This is a genomic window from Pseudomonas sp. NFX183 (assembly GCF_047943075.1).
Classification (GTDB): domain Bacteria; phylum Pseudomonadota; class Gammaproteobacteria; order Pseudomonadales; family Pseudomonadaceae; genus Aquipseudomonas.
Window position 1 is genome coordinate 1250153 of sequence record NZ_CP181333.1, and the last position, 21896, is coordinate 1272048.

25 protein-coding genes and 1 tRNA gene are annotated in these 21896 nt (G+C 59.0%); 18 read left to right on the plus strand and 8 right to left on the minus strand.

Annotated features, from left to right (window positions below; translation table 11 throughout):
• The first annotated feature begins 52 nt into the window (after window positions 1-52).
• Window positions 53-358: a YkgJ family cysteine cluster protein gene (locus ACM530_RS05965; RefSeq protein ID WP_016977069.1), complete on the plus strand. Its 306-nt coding sequence runs from the start codon at window positions 53-55 to the stop codon at window positions 356-358.
• A gap of 134 nt (window positions 359-492) precedes the next feature.
• Here ACM530_RS05965 and ACM530_RS05970 read toward each other — a convergent pair whose 3' ends face one another.
• From ACM530_RS05970 to hemA, 6 genes are all read right to left on the minus strand, one after another.
• The gene (locus tag ACM530_RS05970; protein WP_145165577.1) at window positions 493-1011 is read right to left on the minus strand and encodes an acyloxyacyl hydrolase; all 519 of its coding nucleotides are present in this window, start codon (window positions 1009-1011) and stop codon (window positions 493-495) included.
• Between the two features lie 111 nt (window positions 1012-1122).
• Window positions 1123-1917 carry a glutamate racemase gene (gene murI, locus ACM530_RS05975; protein WP_242194843.1) on the minus strand — a complete coding sequence of 265 codons (795 nt, stop codon included), beginning with the start codon at window positions 1915-1917 and terminating at the stop codon, window positions 1123-1125.
• On the minus strand, window positions 1910-2665 hold the full coding sequence (gene moeB / locus ACM530_RS05980) for a molybdopterin-synthase adenylyltransferase MoeB (protein WP_416364421.1): 756 nt from the start codon (window positions 2663-2665) through the stop codon (window positions 1910-1912). Before moeB ends, murI begins: the two co-directional genes overlap by 8 nt.
• On the minus strand, window positions 2659-3489 hold the full coding sequence (gene prmC / locus ACM530_RS05985; RefSeq protein ID WP_242194847.1) for a peptide chain release factor N(5)-glutamine methyltransferase: 831 nt from the start codon (window positions 3487-3489) through the stop codon (window positions 2659-2661). The genes moeB and prmC overlap by 7 nt, the downstream gene beginning before the upstream one ends.
• Window positions 3490-4572: a peptide chain release factor 1 gene (prfA, locus tag ACM530_RS05990; protein ID WP_119736461.1), complete on the minus strand. Its 1083-nt coding sequence runs from the start codon at window positions 4570-4572 to the stop codon at window positions 3490-3492.
• A complete protein-coding gene (gene hemA, locus ACM530_RS05995) occupies window positions 4569-5858 on the minus strand; it encodes a glutamyl-tRNA reductase (protein WP_106578558.1) in 1290 nt (429 codons plus the stop codon). Before hemA ends, prfA begins: the two co-directional genes overlap by 4 nt.
• Window positions 5859-6040: 182 nt before the next feature.
• Here hemA and ACM530_RS06000 point away from each other — a divergent pair, with 182 nt between their 5' ends.
• The 17 genes from ACM530_RS06000 to hrpT all read left to right on the plus strand — a co-directional run bounded on the left by ACM530_RS06000 (window position 6041) and on the right by hrpT (window position 19918).
• On the plus strand, window positions 6041-7765 hold the full coding sequence (locus tag ACM530_RS06000) for a tetratricopeptide repeat protein (protein ID WP_416364422.1): 1725 nt from the start codon (window positions 6041-6043) through the stop codon (window positions 7763-7765).
• A gap of 4 nt (window positions 7766-7769) precedes the next feature.
• Window positions 7770-8387 (plus strand): lipoprotein insertase outer membrane protein LolB, encoded by a 618-nt coding sequence (lolB, locus tag ACM530_RS06005; RefSeq protein WP_416364423.1) that lies wholly within the window; start codon window positions 7770-7772, stop codon window positions 8385-8387.
• Window positions 8388-8437: 50 nt separating this feature from the next.
• Window positions 8438-9241, plus strand: a complete 804-nt coding sequence (ispE, locus tag ACM530_RS06010) for a 4-(cytidine 5'-diphospho)-2-C-methyl-D-erythritol kinase (RefSeq protein ID WP_256676513.1) — start codon at window positions 8438-8440, stop codon at window positions 9239-9241.
• A gap of 36 nt (window positions 9242-9277) precedes the next feature.
• Window positions 9278-9352 (plus strand) — tRNA-Gln (locus ACM530_RS06015).
• Between the two features lie 46 nt (window positions 9353-9398).
• Window positions 9399-10340, plus strand: a complete 942-nt coding sequence (locus ACM530_RS06020) for a ribose-phosphate pyrophosphokinase (protein ID WP_003208392.1) — start codon at window positions 9399-9401, stop codon at window positions 10338-10340.
• 138 nt (window positions 10341-10478) lie between these two features.
• On the plus strand, window positions 10479-11081 hold the full coding sequence (locus ACM530_RS06025) for a 50S ribosomal protein L25/general stress protein Ctc (RefSeq protein WP_106578554.1): 603 nt from the start codon (window positions 10479-10481) through the stop codon (window positions 11079-11081).
• A gap of 168 nt (window positions 11082-11249) precedes the next feature.
• Entirely contained in the window at window positions 11250-11834 is a 585-nt protein-coding gene (pth, locus tag ACM530_RS06030; protein ID WP_010213318.1) for an aminoacyl-tRNA hydrolase, read from the plus strand.
• Window positions 11835-11855: 21 nt separating this feature from the next.
• A complete protein-coding gene (gene ychF, locus ACM530_RS06035; RefSeq protein WP_101266309.1) occupies window positions 11856-12956 on the plus strand; it encodes a redox-regulated ATPase YchF in 1101 nt (366 codons plus the stop codon).
• Between the two features lie 304 nt (window positions 12957-13260).
• A complete protein-coding gene (locus ACM530_RS06040; protein ID WP_416364424.1) occupies window positions 13261-14175 on the plus strand; it encodes a sigma 54-interacting transcriptional regulator in 915 nt (304 codons plus the stop codon).
• Window positions 14176-14430: 255 nt separating this feature from the next.
• Window positions 14431-14598, plus strand: coding sequence for a hypothetical protein (locus ACM530_RS06045; RefSeq protein ID WP_157986803.1), 168 nt, complete (start codon window positions 14431-14433; stop codon window positions 14596-14598).
• An 86-nt stretch (window positions 14599-14684) separates the two neighbouring features.
• A complete protein-coding gene (locus tag ACM530_RS06050; protein ID WP_416364425.1) occupies window positions 14685-15050 on the plus strand; it encodes a hypothetical protein in 366 nt (121 codons plus the stop codon).
• A gap of 4 nt (window positions 15051-15054) precedes the next feature.
• Window positions 15055-15840 (plus strand): type III secretion system inner membrane ring lipoprotein SctJ, encoded by a 786-nt coding sequence (sctJ, locus tag ACM530_RS06055; RefSeq protein ID WP_416364426.1) that lies wholly within the window; start codon window positions 15055-15057, stop codon window positions 15838-15840.
• Window positions 15833-16414: a type III secretion protein gene (locus ACM530_RS06060; protein WP_416364427.1), complete on the plus strand. Its 582-nt coding sequence runs from the start codon at window positions 15833-15835 to the stop codon at window positions 16412-16414. The genes sctJ and ACM530_RS06060 overlap by 8 nt, the downstream gene beginning before the upstream one ends.
• Entirely contained in the window at window positions 16392-16997 is a 606-nt protein-coding gene (gene sctL / locus ACM530_RS06065; RefSeq protein ID WP_416364428.1) for a type III secretion system stator protein SctL, read from the plus strand. The genes ACM530_RS06060 and sctL overlap by 23 nt, the downstream gene beginning before the upstream one ends.
• Before the next feature lie 91 nt (window positions 16998-17088).
• Window positions 17089-17322, plus strand: a complete 234-nt coding sequence (locus tag ACM530_RS06070; protein WP_145165552.1) for a hypothetical protein — start codon at window positions 17089-17091, stop codon at window positions 17320-17322.
• A 263-nt stretch (window positions 17323-17585) separates the two neighbouring features.
• Window positions 17586-19718 carry a type III secretion system outer membrane ring subunit SctC gene (gene sctC, locus ACM530_RS06075; protein WP_416364429.1) on the plus strand — a complete coding sequence of 711 codons (2133 nt, stop codon included), beginning with the start codon at window positions 17586-17588 and terminating at the stop codon, window positions 19716-19718.
• On the plus strand, window positions 19715-19918 hold the full coding sequence (gene hrpT / locus ACM530_RS06080) for an HrpT family type III secretion system protein (RefSeq protein ID WP_119736448.1): 204 nt from the start codon (window positions 19715-19717) through the stop codon (window positions 19916-19918). The genes sctC and hrpT overlap by 4 nt, the downstream gene beginning before the upstream one ends.
• 94 nt (window positions 19919-20012) lie before the next feature.
• Here the strand turns inward: hrpT and sctU are convergent, their stop codons facing one another.
• Together sctU and sctT are read right to left on the minus strand one after the other, a co-directional pair.
• Complete coding sequence (gene sctU, locus ACM530_RS06085; protein WP_416364430.1) at window positions 20013-21110, minus strand: type III secretion system export apparatus subunit SctU; 1098 nt, start codon at window positions 21108-21110, stop codon at window positions 20013-20015.
• Window positions 21107-21895 (minus strand): type III secretion system export apparatus subunit SctT, encoded by a 789-nt coding sequence (gene sctT, locus ACM530_RS06090; RefSeq protein WP_145165604.1) that lies wholly within the window; start codon window positions 21893-21895, stop codon window positions 21107-21109. Before sctT ends, sctU begins: the two co-directional genes overlap by 4 nt.
• Window position 21896: the final 1 nt, after the last annotated feature.

A 21896-nucleotide genomic window follows, 5' to 3' on the forward strand; every position in this document is an offset into this window, starting at 1 on the left:
TCCGTCAGAGCTTTCACACCTACCTGACACGCTTGCCTTACACTGCGCGCCTATGACCAACATTCCCCACACTCAAATCACCGAACCCGCCGTCACTTGCTCGACATGCGCGGCCTGCTGTTGCCAATTGGAAGTGATGCTGATCACCGACACCGGCGTGCCGGAGCGCTATATCGACACGGACGATTGGGGCGGCGAAGTGATGCTGCGTCTGGATGATGGCTGGTGTGCGGCGCTGGACCGGGACACGATGATGTGCACGATTTACGAGCGACGGCCGCTGATCTGCCGGGAGTTCGAGATGGGTGCGCCGGAATGCCTCACCGAGCGTGAAGGGATTGCAACGGCGTATCGCTGATCCTGATGTAGATGAAAATCAAAATGTGGGAGCTGGCTTGCCTGCGATAGCATCACTTCGGTGTAACTGATAGACCGAGGTGTCTGCATCGCAGGCAAGCCAGCTCCCACATTAGTCAGCGGGTGCCTGATGATTTACAACGGCAAGGTGTAGTGCAACGAGTAGCTTTCTACGCCGTCGTTATTGCTGCTGATGCCCGCGTTGGAATAGTGCGTGGCACGAATGCCCACCTCATGCCCACCGGTAAAACGCAAACCAAAGCCCAGGCGGTCTTCGAACTGGAAGGACTGGCCGATGTTGTTGTCTTCCAGGCGTGTGCGCGAGAACGCGGCCACGCCGATGCCGGCCTCGATGTAAGGTTTTACCGATGCCCCGGCAAACTCATACACAAATACCGGCGAGAACGACAGGCTGCTGGCGCCCGCACGTTTGTCGCCTTCCCAGTAGGTGTACGCGCCGCTCCAGTAGCCGGTCAACCGGCCGGTATCGCTCTGCCACCAGCTTTTATCCCAATCCGATGTCAGCCCCAACCGATAGGTCATGGTCGAATCGCTGGTGCTCCCCACACCAAATTCCAGGCCAGCGGCCTGGGCCGAAACAGAGTGTCCTACCACGGCGGCCGCAATCGCAGCCAAACAGAACAAGCGCTTCATAAGAAACAGTCCTTGAGAACGAAGTTGTATGGTTTGGTACAAGCTAACTCGCTATAGAAGCGCGCGCATAGCCAGAAGTTCAGTGTCTAACCCCGGTATTTCACGAATTTTTCACGCGTCGAAGCTTCGCACAACTCCGGAATGTTTCCATAGTGTAGGTAGGATATTTCTTAAATGATCGACGTTACCGCTCGTCCAGAACCGGGCCGGCTCAGGGTTGCCGCTGGCCAGCAGGTCACGCTCGCCCAGCAAACGCTTGAGCTGGCGTGCCACGGCAGCGCCGGTATCGATCAGGATGATGCTCGGAGCAAGCATCTGCGCCAGAAGCGGCTTGAGGAAGGGATAGTGGGTGCAGCCGAGAATAATCGTGTCGCAGCCGGCGCTGAGCAACGGTTCGACATAGCCGCGCAACATCTGGCGCAGTTCGGGGCTGTCGAGGTCGCCGCTTTCAATCAACTCCACCAGGCCCGGGCATGGCTGGGTGATCACACGCACGTCGGTGGCGAAGCGATCAAGCAAAGCGGCGAACTTGGCGCTTTGCAGGGTGCCGGTGGTGGCGAGTACACCGACCACGCCGCTGCGAGTGGCGGCGGCGGCGGGTTTGACGGCGGGCTCCATGCCTACCAGGGGCCAATCGGGATAGTCCTGGCGCAAATCGGCAACGGCGGCGACGGTCGCCGTGTTGCAGGCGATCACAAACGCCTTGGCGCCTTGCTCGCGGAAAAATTCGGCGACACGCCGGGAGCGCTCAAGAATGAATGCCGGGGTTTTCTCGCCGTAGGGGATATGCCCGCAATCAGCCACGTACAGCAGCGACTCATGGGGCAATAACTGCTGAATTTCGTCCAGCACGGTCAAGCCGCCGATGCCGGAATCGAACACACCGATGGGCGCGCTCTTAACCATGCTGCGTCCCGCACACGCTGCAACCGGGGTCGCGCTTGACGCGCAGTTCGCGAAAACGTGTGGTCAACGCATCAATCAGCAACAAGCGGCCCACCAACGGCTCACCGAAACCGGCCAGCAATTTCAGGGCTTCCAGTGCTTGCAGGCTGCCGACCACGCCAACCAACGGACCGACGACGCCGGCTTCGCTGCAGGTCAGTTCGGTGTCGCTGCCGTGCCCATATAAACAGTGGTAACACGGGCTGTCGGCGCGACGCGGGTCGAACACCGACAATTGCCCTTCCAGGCGAATCGCTGCGCCGCTGATCAATGGCTTGGCGGCGGCAACACAGGCCGCGTTCACCGCTTCACGGGTGGAGAAGTTGTCGCTGCAATCGAGCACCACGTCCACCGCCGCTACCGCCGCGGCCAGTGAATCGGCATCCAGCGCTGTGCGGTGAGCAAGCAGTTTGACTTCAGGGTTGATCGCCGCGAGACGACGCAGGGCCGAATCGACCTTGGTCTGCCCGATACTCTCGGTGTCGTGGATGATCTGGCGTTGCAGGTTGGTCAGGTCGACGGTGTCAAAGTCCGCCAGGTGCAGCTCGCCTACACCGGCTGCCGCCAGGTACAGCGCCACCGGCGCGCCCAGCCCGCCCAGGCCGACGATCAACGCGCGGGCGTTTTTCAGGCGCAATTGGCCGTCGATGTCGACATGTTGCAACAGAATCTGTCGGCTATAGCGCAACAGCTCCTGGTCGGTCAGCACGGCCGGCGCCCCAGGGTAATGCGTTCGTGGCCACCGAGGTCAAGGCGGCTGTGCACCTCTTCGAAGCCTGCGCCAAGCAGCAGGTCACGCACGGCCGCCGCCTGATCGTAGCCATGTTCGAGTAACAGCCAGCCAGCCGCATTCAAGTGGGCTGGAGATTCGGCAATGATCAACCGCAAGTCATCCAGGCCATCATGCCCCGCCACCAGCGCGCTGGCCGGTTCAAAACGCACGTCGCCGGCCACCAGATGGGGATCGTTATCGGCAATGTACGGCGGGTTGCTGATGATCAGGTCGAAGGTTTGATCTTGCAGGGCGCTGAACCAATGACTGTTCAACACTGTGGCGTTTTTCAGGTGCAGGCGCTGGCGATTGCGTTCAGCCAGGGCCACGGCTTCGAGCACGCGGTCAACCGCCGTGACCTGCCAGGCCGGACGTTCGCTGGCCAGGGCCAGGGCGATGGCGCCGCTGCCGGTGCCCAGGTCCAGAACCTTGGCAGGCGTGGCGGGCAACAGTTCCAGCGCGGCCTCCACCAGCAGCTCGGTTTCCGGACGTGGGATCAGCGTGTGAGGCGCGACCTCCAGGTCCAGCTTCCAGAAGCCTTGCTGGCCGAGGATATACGCCACCGGCTCACCGCCACGACGACGTTGCAAATAGTCGGCAAAGGTCAGCGCATGTTCGCTGCTGACGATTTTTTCCGGCCAGGTGTGCAGGTAGCTGCGCGATTTACCCAAGGCCGCGGCCAGCAACAACTCCACATCCAGACGCGCAGTGGGCGAGTCGGGCAGGTCTGCGGCGCGCAGCAGGCTGGCAATGATGGTCATTTATTCACCTATCGCCGCCAATTGGTCGGCCTGGTATTCGGCGAGCAACGGTTCGATCACTGCATCCACACCGCCGGCGAGAATCTCGTCGAGGGAGTAAAGCGTGAGGTTGACCCGGTGGTCGGTGACCCGGCCCTGGGCAAAGTTGTAGGTACGGATGCGCTCGGAGCGGTCACCCGAACCCACCAGCAACTTGCGCTCGCTGGCAATCGCGTTAGCGGCGGCGCTGGTCTGCTGGTCGTTGAGCTTGGCCGACAGCCAGGACATGGCCCGCGCACGGTTCTTGTGCTGGGAACGTTCTTCCTGACACTCCACCACGATGCCCGACGGCAAGTGCGTGATGCGGATCGCCGAGTCGGTCTTGTTGACGTGCTGACCACCGGCGCCCGATGAGCGGTAGGTGTCGACACGCAAGTCCGCCGGATTGATCTCGATGGCTTCCTGCTCGTCGGGCTCTGGCAACACGGCCACGGTGCACGCCGAGGTGTGGATACGGCCTTGGGATTCTGTCGCCGGCACCCGCTGCACGCGGTGTGCGCCGGATTCGAATTTCAGTTTGCCGTAGACGTTATCGCCTTCAACCCGGGCGATGACTTCTTTATAGCCGCCGTGTTCGCCTTCGTTCTCGGACAGAATCTCGACGCGCCAGCCACGACGCTCGGCGTAGCGCGAGTACATGCGGAACAGGTCGCCAGAGAAGATCGCCGCCTCGTCGCCACCGGTGCCGGCACGGATTTCGAGGAACACGTTGCGCCCGTCGTTGGGGTCTTTGGGCAGCAGCATGCGCTGCAGGTCGCCTTCCAGCTCAGCCAGTTTTTCCTTGGCCTCGCGAACTTCTTCCACGGCCATTTCGCGCATGTCCGGGTCGCTGTCTTTGAGCAGCGCCTGGGCGCCTTCGAGGTCGGCCTGCACTTTCATCAGGTGTTTGTAGGTGGCCACAATCGGCTCAACTTCGGCGTATTCCTTGGAATAGGCGCGGAACTTGGTCTGATCGGAGATGACCTCGCCATCGCCGAGCAAGGCGGTCAGTTCTTCGAAACGGTCCTGGAGCACGTCCAGTTTATTGAGCAGTGACGCTTTCATTGCGGTTTTTTATCCGAAGAGCTATCTGACGCGCCCTCACCGAGGGCAAAGAGTTCCTGGGCCATGGCCAGCGCATCAAGGCGGCCTTCGGCGGTAAGCTTTTTCAACTGAACGCTGGGGGCGTGAAGCAACTTGTTGGTCAAGCCACGCGCCAGTTGCATCAGCACCTCTTCGGCGCTGCTGCCGTTGGCCAGCAGACGCTGGGCCTTGATCAATTCCTCGTCACGCAGGCGTTCGCCCTGCTGACGATACGCCTTGAGCACGTCGACCGCCGCCAGTTCGCGCAGGCGCACCATGAAGTCTTCGGCGCCGGTGCTGACCATTTCCTCGGCCGCCTGGGCGGCGCCCTGGCGACTCTTGAGGTTTTCGGCAACCACTTCGTGCAGATCGTCGACGCTGTAGAGGTAAACGTCGTCCAACTCGCCGACTTCCGGCTCGATATCGCGGGGAACGGCGATATCCACCATGAAGATCGGTTTGTGCTTGCGCAGCTTCAGCGCGCTCTCGACCGCGCCTTTGCCAAGAATCGGCAACTGGCTGGCGGTGGAGCTGATGACGATATCGCTGCGCACCAGTTCAGCCGGGATATCCGACAGCAGCACGGCATGGGCGCCAAACTGCTCGGCAAGAATGCTCGCGCGTTCCAAGGTTCGGTTGGCGACCACAATGCGCTTCACACCCAGGTCGTGCAGATGGCGCGCCACCAGCGTGATGGTTTCACCGGCGCCGATCAGCAAGGCCTGGCTGCGCTGCAAGTCGCTGAAAATCTGTTTGGCCAGGCTGACGGCGGCAAACGCTACCGACACCGGGTTTTCACCGATGGCAGTGTCGGTGCGCACCTGCTTGGCCGAGTTGAAAGTGGCCTGGAACAGCCGCCCCAGCAGTGGCCCCACGGTGCCGGCCTCGCGGGCCACGGCATAGGCGGATTTCATCTGGCCAAGGATCTGCGGTTCGCCCAACACCAGCGAGTCGAGCCCTGAGGCGACGCGCATCATGTGACGAACTGCCGCATCCTCTTCGTGCACATACGCACTGGCGCGCAGGTCATCGAGGCTCAAATGGTGATAATCGGCCAGCCAGCGCAGCACCCCATCCGCTGAAAGATGTTCCTGCTCTATATAAAGCTCACTGCGATTGCAGGTCGAAAGGATCGCAGCTTCGCGGCTGTCGGTGAGCCGGCAGAGCTGCTGCAAGGCCTCAACCAACTGCTCTGGCGTAAACGCCACGCGCTCGCGCACGTCTACAGAAGCAGTCTTGTGGTTAATACCGAGTGCGAGGAAGGCCATTCAATATCGCTGATGATGTCGGGAAGCCGACAATTGTCCTACTTCGAAAGATCCAGAACAACCACCGTCGTCTATTGTCCTAGTAGCTTATGCCTATAAAGGCGCCAACTGAGACTCGGTTATGTTTGGCCGAAGGCTTGTGTCATGATGATCCGACCGCAGGTTAGTCGTCCTCTTCCTATATGAATAGATCTTCCGCGTTGCTCCTTGCTTTTGTCTTCCTCAGCGGCTGCCAGGCCTTGGCACCCGTGTCGCCGGACGGTACGCCGCCGGTTGAAGACAGCACCCCCGCCCCTGAAAAGCCCAAGGTTTATTCCTCGTTCAATGAAGAAACGATCTACAGCCTGCTGACCGCGGAACTCGCCGGCCAGCGCAATCGTTTCGATATTGCCCTGGATAACTACGTGATCCAGGCCATCAATACCCAGGATCCGGGGATTTCGGAGCGCGCGTTTCGCATCGCCGAATACCTGGGCGCTGACCAGGCTGCGCTGGACACCTCGCTGATCTGGGCGAGAAACGCACCGGACGACCTGGAAGCGCAGCGGGCCGCGGCCATTCAACTGGCGCGCGCGGGGCGCTATGACGATTCCATGGTCTATATGGAGAAAGTCCTGCTGGGCAAGGGCGACACGCATTTCGACTTCCTCGCGCTGTCGGCTGCCGACACCGACCAGGACACGCGCAATGGCCTGATGAAGAGTTTCGACCGCCTGCTGCAAAAACACCCAAAGAACAGCCAGCTGATTTTCGGCAAGGCGTTACTGCTGCAACAGGATGATGAAGCCGACGCCGCACTCAAGCTGCTGGAGCAGAATCCGCCGGAAGACGGCGAGATCGCACCGATTTTGCTGCGTGCGCGCTTGCTGCAGAACCTCAATCGCGGCAAGGAAGCGATTCCTCTGCTGGAAAAGAGCATCAAGAAGTATCCGGACGACAAGCGCCTGCGCCTGACCTATGCGCGCACGCTGGTTGAGCAGGACCGTATGGAAGACGCCAAGGTGCAGTTCGCCAATCTGGTCCAGCAATACCCGGACGACGATGAATTGCGCTACTCCCTGGCCCTGGTGTGCCTGGAAGCCAAGGCCTGGGACGAGGCCAAGGGCTATCTGGAAGAGCTGATCCAACGCGAAAGCCATGTGGACTCGGCGCACCTGAACCTCGGCCGTATCGCTGAAGAGCGCAACGACCCGCAGGCGGCCCTGCTCGAGTACGCTCAGGTCGGCCCTGGCAACGACTACCTGCCGGCCCAATTGCGCCAAGCTGACATCCTGATGAGCAACGGCCGCACCGACGAGGCGGAAAAACGCCTGGCCGCAGCGCGCGATGCCGAACCGGACTACGCGATCCAGCTGTACCTGATCCAGGCCGAAACCTTGTCGGCCAACAAGCAGGGCGAACGCGCCTGGAAATTGCTGCAACAAGCCTTGCTGCAATACCCCGACGATTTGAATCTGCTGTACACCCGCGCCATGCAGGCGGAAAAACGCAACGACTTGGCGCAGATGGAAAAAGACCTGCGCCTGATCATCAAGCGTGACCCGGACAATGCCATGGCGCTGAACGCCCTGGGTTACACCTTGTCCGACCGTACGACGCGCTACGCCGAAGCCAAGGTGCTGATCGAGCAAGCCCACAAGCTCAACCCGGAAGACCCGGCCGTGCTCGACAGCCTGGGCTGGGTCAATTACCGCCTGGGCAACCTGGACGAAGCCGAACGCTTGCTGCGCCAGGCACTGGAACGCTTCCCCGACCAGGAAGTGGCCGCCCACCTTGGCGAAGTGCTGTGGGCCAATGGCAAGCAGCGCGAAGCGCGACAAATCTGGGAAAAATTCCTCAAGGAACAACCCGAAAGCCCTATCCTGCGCGGCACCATCAAGCGCCTGACCGGATCCGAGACCCTTTAAGCTTATGTTCTTGCGCCACGTCATTGTTTTCAGCTTCATCGCCCTGCTCGCCGGTTGCGCGGGTTCCGGCGCCCGCGAATCCGTTGAAGGCCAGGGCAACCCGGCGCAATGGAAACAACACAAGGATCAGCTCAGCAGCATTGATGGCTGGCAGATCGAAGGCAAGGTCGGGGTTCGCGCGCCAAAAGATTCCGGCAGCGGCACGTTGTTCTGGCTGCAGCGCCAGGACTATTACGACATTCGCCTGTCCGGCCCACTGGGCCGCGGCGCAGCTCGCCTGACGGGACGCCCGGGGCAAGTCAGCCTGGAAGTGGCCAACCAGGGACGCTACGAAGCGGCGTCGCCGGAAGAATTGCTGGAGCAGCAAATGGGCTGGAAGCTGCCCGTTTCGCACCTGGTGTGGTGGGTTCGCGGTTTGCCCGCGCCGGACAGCAAAAGTCGCCTGAGCCTCAATGGCGACAGTCGGCTGGCCACGCTGGAACAGGATGGCTGGCAGGTGGAGTACCTCAGCTACGTGCAACAAAGCGGTTACTGGCTGCCCGAGCGCATCAAGCTGCATGGCACCGACCTTGACGTCACGCTGGTGATCAAGGACTGGCAACCGCGCAAGCTGGGGCAATAAACGTGACTGTTACAACGCTGACGCTGCCCTCCCCCGCCAAACTCAATTTGATGCTGCACATTCTGGGTCGCCGTGAAGACGGCTACCACGAGCTGCAGACGCTGTTTCAATTTCTGGACTACGGCGACGAACTGACCTTCGCCGTGCGCGATGATGGCGTGATTCAGTTGCACACCGAATTCGAAGGCGTGCCCCACGACAGCAACCTGATTGTGAAGGCCGCGAAAAAACTTCAGGAACAATCCGGTTGCACCCTGGGCATCGACATCTGGATCGATAAAATTTTGCCCATGGGCGGTGGCATTGGCGGTGGCAGCTCAAATGCTGCGACGACGTTGCTCGGCCTCAATCACTTGTGGCAACTGGGCTGGGACCATGATCGCCTGGCTACGCTGGGCCTGACGCTGGGCGCTGACGTCCCGGTTTTCGTGCGTGGGCATGCCGCTTTTGCCGAGGGCGTGGGGGAGAAACTCACCCCGGAATACCCCGAAGAGCCGTGGTATGTCGTGCTTGTTCCGCAAGTATCTGTAAGTACAGCAGAAATTTTTTCAGATCCACTGTTGACACGTAACTCTCCTCCCATTAAAGTGCGCCCCGTTCCCAAGGGAAACAGTCGAAATGACTGCTTACCGGTTGTAGCAAGGCGTTATCCAGAGGTACGTAACGCTTTGAATTTGTTAGGTAAATTTACCGAAGCAAAATTAACCGGAACTGGAAGTTGTGTGTTTGGGGGCTTCCCAAGCAAAGCTGAAGCTGATAAAGTCTCGGCCCTTCTTACAGAGACCCTTACAGGGTTTGTAGCAAAGGGAAGCAACGTTTCGATGTTGCATCGCAAGCTGCAAAGTCTGCTCTAAAGGAACCGAGTACTGGGTACTCGTTGCAACAGATACAGGGGCGTCGCCAAGCGGTAAGGCAGCAGGTTTTGATCCTGCCATGCGTTGGTTCGAATCCAGCCGCCCCTGCCATTTTCTAATACTCATCCAGGTTACCCTCAGCCTCTAGGTACTGCGCGTGTCCAAGATGATGGTCTTTACGGGGAATGCCAACCCCGATCTGGCTCGACGTGTCGTACGTCAGCTGCATATCCCTCTCGGTGACATCTCTGTCGGTAAGTTCTCCGACGGCGAAATTACAGCCGAGATCAATGAAAACGTCCGCGGTAAAGATGTCTTCATTATTCAGCCGACCTGCGCTCCGACCAACGATAACCTGATGGAACTCGTCGTGATGGCTGATGCCTTCCGCCGCTCCTCAGCGACTCGAATCACAGCTGTAATCCCTTACTTTGGTTATGCCCGTCAGGATCGCCGTCCGCGTTCCGCACGTGTGGCTATCAGCGCGAAAGTCGTTGCTGACATGCTGACCGTGGTAGGCATCGACCGTGTTCTCACGGTTGACCTGCACGCTGACCAAATTCAGGGGTTCTTCGATATCCCGGTAGATAACATCTACGGCTCCCCAGTATTGGTGGATGACATCGAAGACCAGCGCTTTGAAAACCTGATGATCGTGTCCCCGGACATTGGTGGCGTCGTGCGTGCACGTGCCGTTGCCAAATCCCTGGGCGTTGACCTCGGGATCATCGACAAACGCCGTGAAAAAGCCAATCACTCTGAAGTGATGCATATCATCGGTGATGTCGAAGGGCGTACCTGTATTCTGGTTGATGACATGGTCGACACCGCCGGCACACTGTGCCACGCGGCGAAAGCCCTGAAAGAGCACGGTGCCGCAAAAGTCTTCGCCTACTGCACACACCCTGTGCTTTCGGGCCGAGCGATCGAGAACATCGAGAACTCCATGCTGGACGAACTGGTGGTGACTAACACCATCCCGTTGTCCGCAGCAGCTCAAGCCTGTTCGCGTATCCGTCAACTGGATATCGCACCGGTAGTTGCCGAGGCGGTTCGCCGCATCAGCAACGAAGAATCGATCAGCGCGATGTTCCGTTAAGGTTCACACCTTAGCGACATCAACCTGACGAAAAGCGCCCCGCCCCAGCATACTGTTGGGGCGGGGCTTTTTTGCCCATATCGCCTTTAGCGCTGGTCGCAAACGCTGGGGCGAATGTGGTTATTTTGGAGATACAACATGAACGATTTTACTTTGAATGCTGAACTGCGTTCCGACCTGGGGAAAGGTGCGAGCCGCCGCCTGCGTCGTCTCGCAAGCCTGGTTCCAGCTGTAGTTTACGGTGGCGAAAAAGCCCCTGAATCCATCAGCATGCTGGCTAAAGAAATCGCCAAACTGCTCGAAAACGATGCTGCTTACAGCCACGTTATCGAACTGAACGTTGGCGGCACCAAGCAAAACGTGATCATCAAAGCTCTGCAACGTCACCCGGCCAAAGGCCACGTGCTGCACGCTGACTTTGTACGCGTTGTAGCCGGTCAGAAACTGACCGCTATCGTTCCAGTGCACTTCGTTGGCGAAGAAGCTCCGGTCAAGAAAGGCGGCGAGATCTCGCACGTCCTGAACGAAATCGAAGTGACCTGCCTGCCGAAAGACCTGCCTGAGTTCATCGAAGTCGACCTGTCGGCTCTGGAAATCGGCGCCATCGTTCACCTGTCCGACCTCAAGGCCCCTAAAGGCGTTGAATTTGTCGCACTGGCTCACGGTGATGACAAAGCTGTTGCCAACGTTCACGCTCCACGCGTTGCTCCAGAAGCTGAAGAAGAAGGCGCTGCAGAGTAATTCACTCTGTATTGCCGGAGCTTGAGGAAACATCGCGGACCGAAACGTAGCGAGAAAGCGGGCGATAACGCGGCGTTTACTCTTGAGTAAATGATCTCTTGTCGTCCACTTTCGCCGCACGCAGGTTGCGGCGATGTTATCCACAACTCCAAAGGAAGGGCCCCTGTCGTGACTGCCATTAAACTGATCGTTGGCCTGGGAAATCCAGGCGCCGAATACGAACAGACCCGGCATAACGCGGGGGCCCTTTTTGTTGAGCGTATCGCCCACGCCCAAGGCGTAAACCTTGTGGCCGATCGCAAATATTTTGGCCTGACCGGACGCTTTTCGCATCAAGGTCAGGATGTTCGTCTGCTGATTCCCACCACCTACATGAACCGCAGCGGCCAAGCCGTCGCGGCGCTTGCGGGCTTCTTCCGGATCAAACCCGAAGAAATCCTGGTGGCCCATGACGAACTGGACCTGCCACCCGGCGTTGCCAAACTCAAGTTAGGCGGCGGGCATGGCGGGCACAATGGCCTGCGCGACATCATCGCGCAGCTGGGCAATCAGAATAATTTTTACCGTCTGCGGCTCGGCATTGGCCACCCAGGCGTTGCCAGTATGGTTTCAAATTTCGTCCTGGGTCGTGCGCCACGCGCCGAACAGGAAAAACTCGATGCCAGCATCGACTTTGCCCTCGGCGTGCTGCCGGATATCTTCGCCGGTGAATGGAACCGTGCGATGAAAAACCTGCACAGCCAGAAGGCCTGACTCTTACCGAGGGGAAACACCATGGGATTCAATTGCGGCATCGTCGGCCTGCCCAACGTCGGCAAATCCACCCTGTTCAACGCCTTGACCAAGTCCGGTATTGCGGCGGAGAACTTCCCCTTCTGCACCATCGAACCCAACAGCGGTATCGTGGCCATGCCGGACCCGCGCTTGCAGGAGCTGGCGGCTATCGTCAATCCAAAGCGCATCCTGCCGACCACCATGGAATTCGTCGACATCGCAGGCCTGGTGGCCGGCGCGTCGAAAGGTGAAGGCCTGGGCAACAAGTTCCTGGCCAACATCCGTGAAACCGATGCCATCGCCCACGTGGTCCGCTGCTTTGAAGACGAGAACGTGATTCACGTCTCCAACAGCGTCGACCCGAAACGCGACATCGAGATCATCGACCTGGAACTGATCTTCGCCGACCTCGACAGCTGCGAGAAACAACTGCAGAAAGTCGCGCGTAACGCCAAGGGTGGCGACAAGGATGCCGTGGTCCAGAAAGGCCTGCTGGAGCAATTGATCGCTCACTTCACCCTGGGCAAGCCAGCGCGCAGCCTGATGAAGAGCATGAATGCCGATGAAAAAGCAGTGATCAAAGGCTTCCACCTGCTGACCACCAAGCCGGTGATGTACATCGCCAACGTCGCTGAAGACGGCTTTGAGAACAACCCATTGCTCGACGTGGTCAAGGCCATCGCCGAGGAAGAAGGCGCGATCGTGGTGCCGGTGTGCAACAAGATCGAAGCCGAAATCGCCGAGCTGGATGACGGCGAAGAAAAAGACATGTTCCTCGAGGCGCTGGGCCTGGAAGAGCCTGGCTTGAACCGTGTGATCCGCGCCGGCTACGAAATGCTGCACCTGCAGACTTACTTCACCGCCGGTGTCGAAGAAGTCCGCGCCTGGACCGTCAAAGTCGGCGCCACCGCGCCACAGGCTGCCGGCGTGATCCACACCGACTTCGAAAAAGGCTTTATCCGCGCCGAAGTCATCGCCTACAACGACTTCATCCAGTACAAGGGTGAAGCCGGCACCAAGGAAGCCGGTAAGTGGCGCCTTGAAGGCAAGGAATACATCGTCAAAGATGGCGACGTCATGCACTTCCGTTTCAACGTATAAGTAAACCTTGCGGTCATTGCCGCAAACAAAAAGCCGATGCACTGCATCGGCTTTTTTGTGGGCGACTACTTATGGACGCTCATCCGAACACTCCGAAACTTAAGATTCCTCCTATTAACCCTCAATATTTTACTGACTACACCTCCAAGCAAAACAACTCCCAAACCTATCTCATTTCTCCTACGCCTTGCGCGTAAGTTCCTACTTCAGAACAACAATAAAAAAACTATAATTTGCGACCTGCTGGCCTTTGCCTGTCGACCGTTGCCTGAATGATGCACAGTGATAATGGAGCACTTACTTGATGTCGGATGCCTACCATAGGGAAGTTGAAACAGACATCTCAATCAGTGACACCTCAGGTATTGAAAACACCCTTAACAGCACAGCGTCACTCAATATCGACATTCTGCTATTAGGGGAAACCGGCACAGGGAAAGACACCTTGGCCCAACGGGTCCATCGCTTGTCGGGGCGGCGCGGTAACTTCATTGCCGTGAACTGTGCCGCTATTCCGGAAAGCCTCGCGGAGAGCCAATTGTTCGGGGTCAACAGTGGCGCCTTTACCGGGGCCATGCAATCGCGGGCCGGCTTTGTCGAGGCGGCTCACCTGGGCACCTTGTACCTCGATGAGGTCGACAGCATGCCATTGAGCCTGCAGGCCAAACTGCTGCGGGTGCTGGAGTCGCGGGGCGTGGAGCGGCTGGGTTCAACCCGCTTCATCCCGGTGGACATGCGCGTCATTGCCTCGGCCCAGCAGTCACTGCACCACATGGTCGAATCAGGCACCTTCAGGCGTGACCTGTACTTTCGCCTGAATGTCGTCAGCCTCGAACTTCCGGCCTTGCGGCACCAGCGGGAACGCATCATTCCGCTGTTCATGAAGATGGTCCGGGAAGAAGCCGAGCACTTCAGATGCCCCGCTCCGACGGTTCCCGGCCCGCTGTTGCAACAACTGCTGTGCCACGCCTGGCTGGGCAATATTCGCGAATTACGTTCGTCCGCCAAGCGGTTCGTGCTGGGCCTGCCACCATTCTCCACGCCCATGAGCAACCCGCACGATGGCGAACTGAGCCTGAAGGAACGCCTGCAACAAATCGAAAAAGCACTGATTGAAGAGTCGTTGCGGCGCAATGATCATTGCGTGGATATCACCGCAATTGAATTAGGCGTCGCCAAACGCACGCTCTATCACCGAATTAAACAACTCGACCTATAACCGAAACAGTGCAATTAATGTATTGCGGCAAAACTTACCACTCGGACGTCCTTGGACACTTTAGCGCATACGTAGCATCAAGCATTACAACAATGACTTCACAAAAAACCGCACTAGAAATAATTTTAAACATATAAATACTGGAACGCTTTATTTCCTTCCGCCACTTATAAGTGGGTGACTTCACAGCCACTCAACACGTGACGGTAGCTAACACTCGCTATCAGACTTCATTTGAAATCAAGAAGGTGATCTATGTCCTCAATCTCAGGTATTGGTGGTTCCAGCGCGGGTAACCAGGCGCAACTGGACGCAATCAACGCAGATAAAGAAAGGAAAGTCGTCGAAGAGGCCAAGAAGACTGCTGAACAAGAACTGACTACCGCGAAAGCGGGCCGCATTAAGTCTTTGCGATTCGCGTAAGTCAGACTGACCTCCTCTGCCCCGGTCGAGGAGGTTTTTCATCGTCACGAGGCACGTAACACTCGATACGTTCGATGGAGGTTCACATGTACATCACCACCCCAGGGCAACCGGAAAACGGCAGCATCCTCTCTCAAGCCGAGGCGCCTGGCGCGATCAACCGGGCGTCTGACATCAACTTTTTCAACGCCCAACTCAGCCAGACCGAGTCGCCTGTGAAAGGCATCGTGCCTGCGGTGGCGTCCCCCGCTCAGGCGTGGAGCGCGACAGCGTCGGACACTTTATCCAGACGCGTATCCAAAGGCTTTCGTGACGCGAGCCTGAACAAAAAGACCAAGGACGCGAACGAGTTCCCCCAGTCGCTCGCCGAAGCGCATATCGACGTGATGTCACGCGTCAAGGTCATCGGCGCCGTCGCGAAAGGCGTCGACAAAATTTCAAGCATGGGATAGCTGCATGTACCGCCGCCTAACCGCCCCATTCTTGTTTTCATTAGCGTTGATGCTGTCCGGTTGTGGTGACAGCGTAGAGCTGCATCGCAATATTTCTGAGCAGGAAGCCAACGAAGTCATCGCGGAGCTGGCAGACAAGCAAATCCGGGCCCAGAAGGTGCCAGGCAAAGACGGGGTCGCTGTTCGGGTCAAGGCCAGTGACATCAGCCGGGCTGTGCGTACCCTGGATGCGGCGGGGCTGCCCAAAACGGCCCGGTCGACGCTGGGGGATATCTTTCGCAAGGAAGGCGTCATCTCCACCCCGCTGGAAGAGCGCGCACGCTATATCTACGCGCTGTCCCAGGAGCTGGAATCGACCTTGTCCAACATAGACGGGGTGATCGTCGCGCGTGTGCATGTGGTACTGCCTGAGCGCGTCGCGCCAGGCGAGCCGGTACAGCCGGCCTCCGCCTCGGTCTTCATCAAGCACGACCCGCGACTGGATCCGGACAATATCAATCCGCGCGTGCGCAGACTGGTGGCCAGCAGCATCCCGGGCATGGCCTCGGCCATAGACAACACGACAAAACTGACCGTCATTTTTGTACCGGCCACCGCCTACACCGAACAGCAACAGCTGACCTACCTCGGCCCTTTTCTGGTGCCCGAGCAAGACCTTGGTTTCTGGCGCGCCAGCATGATTGCGCCGCTGATCATCGCTCTGTCAGCAGGCATCGCCTGGCTGTTCTGGCGCCGCAGGAAAGTCTCCACACTCACACCCGAAAGCACACCGGCACACGCCCATGAGTGACGACCTCAGCTGGGTAAAATGGTGGGCTTTCCCATGGAGAAACGCCCACATCGACTGGCTCACGCAAACGGGGTTTGTGGAAACCGCAGCGCTTTCACGCGCCTATCATCGCCGCGTGAGCAGCCTGTTCGGCATCGCGCCCGAGCTTGCCCCTCCCACGTCTCCAGCCCTCCTCCAATGGGTGTTGAGCCGCGCACAACAACGCGACCTCGCACTGACACTGGTGAATGAGGTGTACAACGCGCCCCACGACAGCCGGTTGAATCAAGAGCAACTGCTGTGGTGCCAGCGCCTGGCCAAGGCACTGCCCACGGGCTCAGCACCGGTGAACGTCGATGACCCATTGCACTACCTGCGCGCGTGGGTCGCTCCCAATGTCTGGCAGCGGCTACGCCTGAATTTTGCCCGCCCAAGGGTGCTGGCCTTGGAACAGCATTCTCGCCTGGCGGACACGCACGGCCGGCTGGATACCCTGTGGAAAGCCACGATCTGGCGCGCAACCTCCACCGCTGTCGATGACGCGCCGCCCGCCCCTCGCGAGAAACCCAACCATGTTTTGCGCCCACACGATTGAGCTGAACACCCCCGCCCACGCACTGCCCACGGCCCTGATCCCCAGGGAAATGCTGTCTGACTACACCCAGGCCCGTCAGCTGTTGGAACACGCAGAAACTCAAGCGCAGACGCGCATCAGCCAGGCCCAGGCCCAATGCGAAAAGATACTCGAACGTGCCAGCGATGAGTTCTGGCAACGCGCCAATGCCCAGCTGCATCGCTGGGAGTCAGAGCGCCAGGCAATGCTGGCGAGTCTGGAGCAGGTCGCAAGCTCAGTCATCAACGCGGCCATTCAAACCCTGCTGGAGGAGACTGTGCCCGTTCAACGCCTCACGACACTGCTCAACAAACTGCTGGAGGCGCAACTGCCCACCGTTGAGGCGCACCTGGTGTGCAACCCGCAGGACCGTGAACACGTCGAGCTATGGCTCAACCTTCACAGCAGCGTGCCCTGGACGCTTCGAGTCGAAGACGGGATCGCCGCCCAGTCGCTGCTGCTGGAGACAGAAGATGGCGGGTTTCATATCAACTGGGCGCATGCCCTCGACAACCTGGTGGCGATTCCACCCTTGGCCAAATCAAGTGACAACGTTGCTGGGTAAACGCTGTTCTTTTTAACCACACAGACCTGTTGTTGGAACTGGTGAGCAATCTGCCGCCACACAGGGATACAAACCCACTGGAGATAACGCCATGAATACTGACTCACGCGTACTCAGCAGTCTCTACAGGCAGCAATCCCAAGCCGAAAAAAACCTCGACCAGATCAGCGCCGACATTCCGTACAGCGAAGCAAGCGAAGACAGCGCGCGGCTCTTCGAACAACTCATTGAGGAAAAGTCCGCCCTGGTTAACAACTTTGCCGTGAGTTCGACCTACCTCAGCTACAAACACGAGACGGTTAAATCGGCCATCAATGTCGTTTAGTGGCTGGCGGCAAACGCTGACTGTTGGCTTGGGCGGTCGTGAACAGAATAGGCGGCGGCTTGAACCGCAAGTCAGCACTTGCCCAGGTTCGCGCCACGCGCCATCTCCGGTGGGTGCAATGCCTGCCACTTGATTGCAAACCCTTGAAGTCCCTCTCAACCAACGTGACACCTGGCGCGGCGCAACCGCGCGCCTGACAACGGCTGGGCGCAAATCCGGCCCACTTCATTACGACGCTTTCGCACTGAAACAGAGAACCTGTCATGTATAGCAAGATCAACAAGCACACCGGCTTGCGTTTGAACTCGCCCGCGGCTCTGGCAAAACGCGCCCACTGGCGTTGTTTGCTTGCGCTGCCCTTGTTGTTGGCGCCGTTGCACAACCCCCTCGCCGCCATTCCCTCCGAATGGAAAAACACCGCCTACGCCTATGAAGCCGAGCATAAGCCCCTGCGGGATGTGCTGGAGGACTTTGCTCAAACGTTTGGCACGCAACTGCAAGTCGACGGTCTGCTGGAGGGCATCGTAAATGGCAAGATACGCGCCAATACCCCGCAGTCGTTACTCGACAGGCTGGGCGTTGAACACCGCTTTCAATGGTACTTGTACAACAACACCCTCTATATCAGCACCCTGGACCTGCAAGAGTCCGCGCGCCTGGAGGTTTCTTCCGAGACCGTCGCCGATCTCAAACGGGCCTTGACCGATATCGGCTTGCTCGACAGTCGTTTCGGCTGGGGTGAACTGCCCGATGACGGCGTGGTGCTGGTCTCTGGCCCCAAGCGCTACATCGAACAGATCAAGCAATTCAGCAGCCAGCGTAAGTCACCCGACGAAAAACAAAGCGTGCTCAGCTACCCGCTGAAATTCGCCAACGCGGGAGATCGCCAGATCGATTACCGCGGCGAAAAAATAGTCGTCCCTGGCGTTGCCAGCATGCTGCGGGGCTTATTGGAGCCTCGGGCGACGTCATCCCTGTCGACGCTTTCCCCGCGCCCCTCCTCGCAGCCCTCGCCCATCACGCCGAACGTTCCGCGGTTGAGCAATCCCATGCTCGGGCAAATGTTCGGCCAGACAGCGGACCCAGGCCAGTTGGCCTCTGGCGCCACGCTCACCCCGCGCGCTCCGGTGTCGGCAGGCAAAATCCGCGTAGAGGCCGACGTGCGCAACAACGCCGTGCTGATCTACGACCTCCCGGAACGGCAGGCCATGTACCGAGAGCTGATTAACCAGCTCGATGTGGCACGCAAAATGGTGGAAATCGACGCAATCATCCTCGACATAGAGCGCTCCCAACTGCGCGAATTCGGGGTCAACTGGGGCAACAGCCATTTCAGCAGCGACATGAGAATGGCGCCTGGGAGTTCATCGGAGCTGTCGATCGAAAACCGTGACCGCTTCTTTGCCAAGATACGCGCCCTGGAGCAGCGCGGCCTGGCAACCATGGTGTCCAACCCCTCGGTGCTTACCCTGGAAAACCAGCCCTCGGTGATTGACTTCAACCGCACCCAGTACCTGACCGCAGGCACGGAGGTGGCGACGATCCTGCCGATTACCGTCGGTACCAGCCTGCAAGTGATCCCCAGGGTGATTACCACCCGTGGCACTCATCAGGTGCACCTTATGGTGGACATCGAGGACGGCAACTTCGACGAATCCAACCCGGATCGCATCGGCCCCGACGTGCGCCGGGGCAATGTCAGCACCCAGGCGGTGATGGCGGAAAAACGCTCGCTGGTGGTCGGTGGTTTTCATGTCACCGAAAGCACCGACAAGCGCAATAAGGTTCCCCTGCTGGGCGACATACCGCTGCTGGGCAAGGCGCTGTTTTCCTCCAGCGAACGCCAGAACAATCGCCGCGAACGCTTGTTCATCCTGACGCCACGCGTCATCGGCGATCAGGCGGACCCTTCACGGTATTTGCCGCAGGAAGATCAAGTGGAGTTGCAGGCCGCGCTCAAGCCCCTGGCCAGGCGTTACGCCGAACACCCGCCGGTCATCAAGCGCAGTGACATCACCAGCACTCTGGCCAATCTGGTGACCGGGCAAGTGCCCCTGGCCTTCAAGGCGGCACCGATGCCATTGGGCCTGGACACCCTGTGCAACACCCGCGATCTACTGGCCATGAACACCGAGCGCAGCCAGTGGTACGCCGGCCCGCAGTTCAATGTGGCGGTGGTGGTGGTGCGCAATCAGATCAAGCGCAATGTGCGCATCGACGAAAAGGAGTGCAGCAATTCGCAGACCCTGGCCGTCACGGTATGGCCACGCGCCTGGCTCAAACCGGGTGAAGAAGCCGAGGTCTTTATCGCCATGCGCCCGGTGGTGAAGGATGAACACATCGGCGTGCCCCGCCCTTCCTTGATCACGCCCACTCAGAAGAAGGTTGCCCCATGAAACGCCACCTGTTGTGCATCACCCTGATCGGCACCGTGCTGCTCATCGCCGGCTGCGCTCCCACGTGCAAAGGCGACTCCTGCTCACGCCCGCAATCGACCAAAGACACCTTGGTAATCTGGTGGCCACCGCAGATGCGCGTCGAGCCCGGCCCTTCCGGAGAGCGCGCGGATTACCAGACAATTTCGCTGGAACGCTGAGTGTTCAGCGATCAACGCCGGCAGTTGTCGGGCCGTCAGGTGAGCAGCGCGGCGGCTCACCTGGCCCTGGCTTCGCGGAGGTTCGGTGCGCTGATCAGCGCACCTCCAGCGCCGGCAACTCCAGGGTTTCGCGCTTGGCCTCATCATCCAGCTCACGCAACGTGCGATAGATCAGCGCCACGGCCTGCAGGGTGTCGCGGGGGATGCTCGCGCCCAGTTTGTTCGTGTAGAGCGTGCGCGCCAGCCACACGCACTGAATCACCGGCACCTCAGCGGCCTTGGCCTGCTGGATCAAGTCGCGCGCCGCGTCGTCCGTGCCTTTGCACACCAGCATGGGCAGCGGCGTCTCACCCGGGCGGTAATACAGCGCCACGGCAAAATGCGTCGGGTTGACCACCAGCATATCGGCCTCTTCCAGCTTGGGCAGTTTGATCTTCGGTTCCTCCTGGGCCAGCTGCTGGGCCAGCGAACGGCGCTGCCCCTTCACATGCGGGTCACCCTCCATGTCTTTGTACTCTTTGACGACCTCGACCTGGGTCATGCGCATGCGCTTGGCGAAGAAGTGTTTTTGCAACGCCAGGTCGATCAGCGCCAGCACCAGCAAAAGCCCCAGGCAGGCATGCAACAAGTGACGGAACAGAACGATCAACGCCAAGATGTACGTTTGCAGGTCACTGCTGGCCAGGTTAATCAGCGTGCCCAAAGACGGCTTGATCACCACGTACAAAATCACGCCCAGTAGCACTGCCTTGGTGATGCTCATCAACAGATTCATGACCGATTGCGCAGAAAACATCTGTTTGAGCTGCTTGAGGGGGTTGAGCCGATTGAAATCGAGCTTCAAGGTCTCGGGAGCAAACAGGAACCCGAACTGCATCCAACTGCTGATCAGCTTCGCGGCAATGGCCAATCCGGCCATCAACAGGGCGAACGTGAAAAACATCATCGCGCCTTCAAACAGCACCGTCTCCAGCGCCCGCGTGAACGGCTGAGCCATACTCGACATTGGCAACACCATCAGTTGCTGAAAGCGCTGCAAACTGGTTTCGGCGGTGAACAACGCCACCTCGCTGATGGCCGTCAGCGCCAGCAGCTTGCTGACATCCTGGCTTTGGGAAACCTGGCCCTTCTTGCGCTGATCGCGCAGTTTCTTGGCTGAGGCCGGGTGCTTCTTTTCACCGGAGTCACTCATGGCGTCGAGACCTGGAACATCAGCCCGAGCGAGTGTTTAAGATCGCCGAGCACATTCAAGCGCCCGACGATCAGGTCCTGCAGCAACGCAAAGTACAGCAACAGAATCCCGATACCCGCCAGGCATTTGACCGGCGGCGCCAGCGTGCTCACCTGCAACTGCTGGCTGTAGACCCCCAACAGCGCGATGCCGAACTCCAGAAACATCAGCACCGCAATGAACGGCGCAGCGTAGAGCATCATGTGGGTAAAGGTATCGCCGACCAGGCCCAGGAAAATACTGAAACCATTGACTGCCGGCAGCGGCACCCAAGCGGTGGCCGGCCATAGCAGATAACTGTCCCAGATCACTTGGGTAAGCACGCTCAAGCCCAGGACGGCGATCAGCAAGTAAATCACCAGCTGTTTGAACAGATGCCCCACGGGCGTTGCATCCGGCCCCAATGACGGGTTGAGCTGGCCACCCGCCAGGGCGCCACGCTGGTTATCCAGCAGCGCGCCAACCGACTCGAACATCCAGAAAGGCATGGCCAGCAAAACCCCGAGCAAAATGCCCAGGGTGACCTCCTTGAGCATCAGCCCGATGATCATCAGCGCCGAATAGTCCTGGCCCGCCAGTACCGCATGGATGCCGGGAGCCGGAATGAACGCCATGACCATCACGATCACATGCCGGGGCATGCCGCGCAGATGCTGAAAACAGAACGCCGGCACCAGGATTGCGCAGGGATAGATACGCGCCATGGCCACCAGCAGGCTGGGTAGATACTCAAGATAAAGCAGCACG

Excerpts from the sequence above, each read along its gene's own strand:
- ACM530_RS05965 (WP_016977069.1), top strand. The coding sequence starts at position 53 with ATGACCAACATTCCCCACACTCAAATCACCGAACCCGCCGTCACTTGC.
- ACM530_RS05970 (WP_145165577.1), bottom strand. The coding sequence starts at position 1,011 with ATGAAGCGCTTGTTCTGTTTGGCTGCGATTGCGGCCGCCGTGGTAGGA.
- murI (WP_242194843.1), bottom strand. The coding sequence starts at position 1,917 with ATGGTTAAGAGCGCGCCCATCGGTGTGTTCGATTCCGGCATCGGCGGC.
- prmC (WP_242194847.1), bottom strand. The coding sequence starts at position 3,489 with ATGACCATCATTGCCAGCCTGCTGCGCGCCGCAGACCTGCCCGACTCG.
- prfA (WP_119736461.1), bottom strand. The coding sequence starts at position 4,572 with ATGAAAGCGTCACTGCTCAATAAACTGGACGTGCTCCAGGACCGTTTC.
- hemA (WP_106578558.1), bottom strand. The coding sequence starts at position 5,858 with ATGGCCTTCCTCGCACTCGGTATTAACCACAAGACTGCTTCTGTAGAC.
- ACM530_RS06000 (WP_416364422.1), top strand. The coding sequence starts at position 6,041 with ATGAATAGATCTTCCGCGTTGCTCCTTGCTTTTGTCTTCCTCAGCGGC.
- lolB (WP_416364423.1), top strand. The coding sequence starts at position 7,770 with ATGTTCTTGCGCCACGTCATTGTTTTCAGCTTCATCGCCCTGCTCGCC.
- ispE (WP_256676513.1), top strand. The coding sequence starts at position 8,438 with ATGCTGCACATTCTGGGTCGCCGTGAAGACGGCTACCACGAGCTGCAG.
- ACM530_RS06025 (WP_106578554.1), top strand. The coding sequence starts at position 10,479 with ATGAACGATTTTACTTTGAATGCTGAACTGCGTTCCGACCTGGGGAAA.
- ychF (WP_101266309.1), top strand. The coding sequence starts at position 11,856 with ATGGGATTCAATTGCGGCATCGTCGGCCTGCCCAACGTCGGCAAATCC.
- ACM530_RS06040 (WP_416364424.1), top strand. The coding sequence starts at position 13,261 with ATGTCGGATGCCTACCATAGGGAAGTTGAAACAGACATCTCAATCAGT.
- ACM530_RS06045 (WP_157986803.1), top strand. The coding sequence starts at position 14,431 with ATGTCCTCAATCTCAGGTATTGGTGGTTCCAGCGCGGGTAACCAGGCG.
- ACM530_RS06050 (WP_416364425.1), top strand. The coding sequence starts at position 14,685 with ATGTACATCACCACCCCAGGGCAACCGGAAAACGGCAGCATCCTCTCT.
- sctJ (WP_416364426.1), top strand. The coding sequence starts at position 15,055 with ATGTACCGCCGCCTAACCGCCCCATTCTTGTTTTCATTAGCGTTGATG.
- ACM530_RS06060 (WP_416364427.1), top strand. The coding sequence starts at position 15,833 with ATGAGTGACGACCTCAGCTGGGTAAAATGGTGGGCTTTCCCATGGAGA.
- sctL (WP_416364428.1), top strand. The coding sequence starts at position 16,392 with ATGTTTTGCGCCCACACGATTGAGCTGAACACCCCCGCCCACGCACTG.
- ACM530_RS06070 (WP_145165552.1), top strand. The coding sequence starts at position 17,089 with ATGAATACTGACTCACGCGTACTCAGCAGTCTCTACAGGCAGCAATCC.
- sctC (WP_416364429.1), top strand. The coding sequence starts at position 17,586 with ATGTATAGCAAGATCAACAAGCACACCGGCTTGCGTTTGAACTCGCCC.
- hrpT (WP_119736448.1), top strand. The coding sequence starts at position 19,715 with ATGAAACGCCACCTGTTGTGCATCACCCTGATCGGCACCGTGCTGCTC.
- sctU (WP_416364430.1), bottom strand. The coding sequence starts at position 21,110 with ATGAGTGACTCCGGTGAAAAGAAGCACCCGGCCTCAGCCAAGAAACTG.